The following is a 3,557-nucleotide window of genomic DNA, read 5'->3' on the forward strand; positions in this document are numbered from 1 at the left end:
GGGGGTGGCCGCGCGGGGGGGGGGGGTGGGGGCGCCCGGGCTGGCGGGGGCGCGGGGCGGGGAGCGGGCGGCCGCGCCCCGGGGCGGGGAGCCCGGGTTCGCCGTCGCGCACACCAAGGTGTGGTCCGCCCAGCCCGCCGCGTCCGGGTCGTCGGGTGACGACACGCTGGTCGGCAGCTGGCTGCTGGCCGATGCGGTGGTCCGCGCCGACGCCGCCGGTGTGCGGGCCTACGACCTCGCGGCCGGCAAGCCCGTCTGGTCGGTGGAGCCACCAGCGGCCGGGGCCGTCCCGTGCGGGCTGTCGGCGGGGGTCAACCAGGCGGGGCTGGGCGCGGTGCTGTTCCGGGCCCCGGCCGATCCGAAGAGCCCGTGCACGCTGGTCGCCGCCGTGGACACCAAGACCGGCAAGACCGCGTGGACGAAGACCGTCTCGGACGCCAAGGGCGCGTACGGCGCGCGGATCGGCGTCACCGAGGACAAGGTGATCGCGGTCGGCGACGACCGGGCGGTCGCCTGGGAGTCCGCGGACGGCAAGGACGTCTGGCAGTACACCGGGCAGGGCAAGTTCTGCACCCTGTCCGGCGGCGTGACCGGCAAGACCGTGCTGGTCGCCTCCTCCTGCGCCGACTCGACCCCCGCCGACCAGGCCGTCGCGCTGAACACGGCGGACGGCAAGGTCAGTTGGTGGAGGGGTCTGAACAACCGGCCGAAGACGGTGAGCGTGCTGTCCGCCGAGCCGTCCGTCGTCCTCACCACGGGCGAGAAGCCGGAGGACGACCGGGTGTTCGCCTGGGGCGCGGGCGGCGACCCGGCCGCCGAGATCCCGGTGGTCGGCGACGGCGGCCGGCTGGACGTCGCCCACGGCACGTTCTCGGCCACCCCCGAGGTGTTCTTCCAGAACCGCACGATGGTCACCACGTTCGTCCCGGCGAACGGCGGCGGACCGGTCGCGGCGGTCGGTTACGACCTCGACACCGGCAAGCAGCGCTGGAAGGCGCCGACCGCCGCCAAGGGCACCGTCCGGGCGGTCGGCGTCGACGGCGGCGCGCTGGTGCTCGCCGCCGACGAACGCCGCGACCAGCCCGCCCGCCTCAGCCGGTTCCCGCTGGCCGGCGGTCAGGAGGCGACCGGTGGCAACTTCCCGCAGGGCACCGGTTCGCTGCTGGTCTCCGGGCGGGTGCTGATCGGCGGCGGGCGGGTGGTCGTGATGCCCGAGCACTCGGCCAACTACGGCACGGCGGCGGGCTACCAGGCGAAGGGCTAGCCCGCCCCCGTCGGGCGCGGCTCGCGGCCGCGTTCACGCCGCCGGGACGGCTGTCGGAGCGGGCTGGCCCGGCACGGCCGGCAGCCAGTCGGCCAGCTCCCGGGCCTCCGAGCCGCGCAGGCCGAGCGCCAGCATGAGGGTGGCCTGCGGGGTCGGCACGAACGGCCGGCGCAGCAGCCTCATCCCGGCCTGCTCGGGTGTCCGGTCCGCCTTGCGCTGGTTGTCCTCCGGGCACGCGGCCACGGTGTTCAACCAGCTGTCCTCCCCACCGCGCGACCTGGGCTGCAGGTGGTCCACCGTGGTGGCCCGCCGCCCGCAGTACGCGCACAGGTGCTGGTCCCGGGCCAGGACACCCCGCCGCGACCACGGCGCCTGTTGTCGGAACGGCACTCTCACGTAGCGCTGCAGCCTGATCACCCGGGGCACCGGGATGCTGACGCCCGTCCCCCGGACCGTGCGCAGCGGATGCGCCTGCTCCACCACCGCCTTGTCCTGGAGCACCAGGACGACGGCGCGCTGGAGCGACACCGTCGTCAGGGGCTCGTAGCTCGCGTTCAGAACCAGCGTGTTGCGCACTTGGCACACCCTTCCCGTGGGCGTGCCACGGCGGCACGACCGTCTCCACACACGTCACTGCCGCCGCACGGCGGTGACACCACTCTGAACGGGCCCACAGCCGACGAACAACGGAATTTCCGGTATCGGGCAGGCGCCGGAGGGGCTGGGGGAGGAGTGCGGCACGACGCTCGGGGAAAACCCGCTGGCCCCGACCGCGTAGGCTCTACCACGCTGGAGTCGTACCGACCCGGGGTCCGAGAGAACCGGGCCCGCCACCGGGCGGGCGCCCGATCGAAGGAGAAGCGTGACCGTGACGGACATCGTCGACGAGCTGCGGTGGCGGGGGCTGATCGCCCTGTCCACCGACGAGGACGCACTGCGCAAGGCGTTCGCGGACGGCCCGGTCACGTTCTATTGCGGCTTCGACCCGACGGCCCCCAGCCTGCACCTCGGCAACCTCGTGCAGATCCTCACCATGCGCCGCATCCAGCAGGCGGGAAACCTCCCGCTCGGCCTGGTCGGCGGCGCCACGGGCCTCATCGGTGACCCGAAGCCCACCGCGGAGCGCGTCCTCAACGACCCCGAGACGGTGGCCGGCTGGGTCGAGCGACTGCGGGGCCAGATCTCGCGCTTCCTCGATTTCGAGGGCCCCTACGCGGCGCGCATGGTCAACAACCTGGACTGGACGTCCGGGATGTCGGCCATCAGCCTGCTGCGCGACGTGGGCAAGTACTTCCGCGTCAACAACATGATCGCCAAGGAGGCCGTCGCCCGACGGCTCAACTCCGACGCGGGTATCAGCTACACCGAGTTCAGCTACCAGATCCTGCAAGGCATGGACTACCTGGAGCTGAACCGCCGCTACGGCTGCACCCTGCAGACCGGTGGCAGTGACCAGTGGGGCAACCTGACCGCCGGCACGGACCTGATCCGCAAGGCCGACGCCAAGTCCGTGCACGCGCTGGCCACGCCGCTGATCGTCAAGGCCGACGGCACCAAGTTCGGCAAGACCGAGTCCGGCACGGTCTGGCTCGACCCCGAGCTGACCACCCCGTACGCCTTCTACCAGTTCTGGCTGAACGCGGACGACCGGGACGTCTCCAACTTCCTGCGGATCTTCAGCTTCCGCTCGAAGGAGGAGATCGAGGAGCTGGAGCGCGAGACCACCGAGCGCCCCGCCGCCCGCCTCGCCCAGCGAGCCCTCGCCGAGGAGCTCACCACCCTCGTCCACGGCGCCGAGCAGTACGAGCGCGCGGTCGCCGCGTCCAAGGCGCTGTTCGGACAGGGCGACCTCGCCGACCTGGAGGCGCCGACCCTGGCCGCCGCCTTGTCCGAGGTCCCGAAGGCCGAGGTGGCCGAACTCCAGTCGGTGGTCGACCTGTTGGTCGCCGTCGGCCTGGCACCGAGCCGTTCGGCCGCCCGCCGCACGGTCAAGGAGGGCGGCGCCTACCTCAACAACGTCAAGGTGACGGACGAGGAAGCGGTGCCGGCCGAGGCCGACCTGCTGCACGGCCGCTGGCTCGTGCTGCGCCGCGGCAAGCGCAACCTGGCGGCGGCGGAGCTGGTTCCGGCTACGGCGTGACCGAAACACGACGCCGCTGAGCTGCGGCTTCGACATACGAGGGCGGGATACAGCCCCGTCCCGCCCACCGTTTTTGACGATTTGGTCCGGGTGGCCAAGTTTTTAACCAGAGGCGTTTTCCGGCACCCCAAACATCCGGACCCACCCACACCA

At 72.6% G+C, this 3,557-nt stretch carries 3 protein-coding genes; 2 read left to right on the plus strand and 1 reads right to left on the minus strand.

What is annotated here, in order from left to right; translation table 11 throughout:
• On the plus strand, window positions 1-1,264 hold a 1,264-nt coding region (locus tag ACFV6I_RS36455; protein WP_380430277.1), incomplete at its 5' end, for a PQQ-binding-like beta-propeller repeat protein.
• A 33-nt stretch (window positions 1,265-1,297) separates the two neighbouring features.
• Here ACFV6I_RS36455 and ACFV6I_RS36460 read toward each other — a convergent pair.
• On the minus strand, window positions 1,298-1,840 hold the full coding sequence (locus ACFV6I_RS36460; protein WP_063349641.1) for an HNH endonuclease: 543 nt from the start codon (window positions 1,838-1,840) through the stop codon (window positions 1,298-1,300).
• A 292-nt stretch (window positions 1,841-2,132) separates the two neighbouring features.
• On the opposite strand from ACFV6I_RS36460, the gene tyrS reads away from it, so the two are divergent.
• The gene (tyrS, locus tag ACFV6I_RS36465; protein WP_380430279.1) at window positions 2,133-3,404 is read left to right on the plus strand and encodes a tyrosine--tRNA ligase; all 1,272 of its coding nucleotides are present in this window, start codon (window positions 2,133-2,135) and stop codon (window positions 3,402-3,404) included.
• The last annotated feature ends 153 nt before the right edge of the window (window positions 3,405-3,557 follow it).

Origin of the sequence: Kitasatospora sp. NPDC059803 (genome assembly GCF_042732255.1) — a bacterium.
Taxonomy (GTDB): Bacteria; Actinomycetota; Actinomycetes; order Streptomycetales; family Streptomycetaceae; genus Kitasatospora.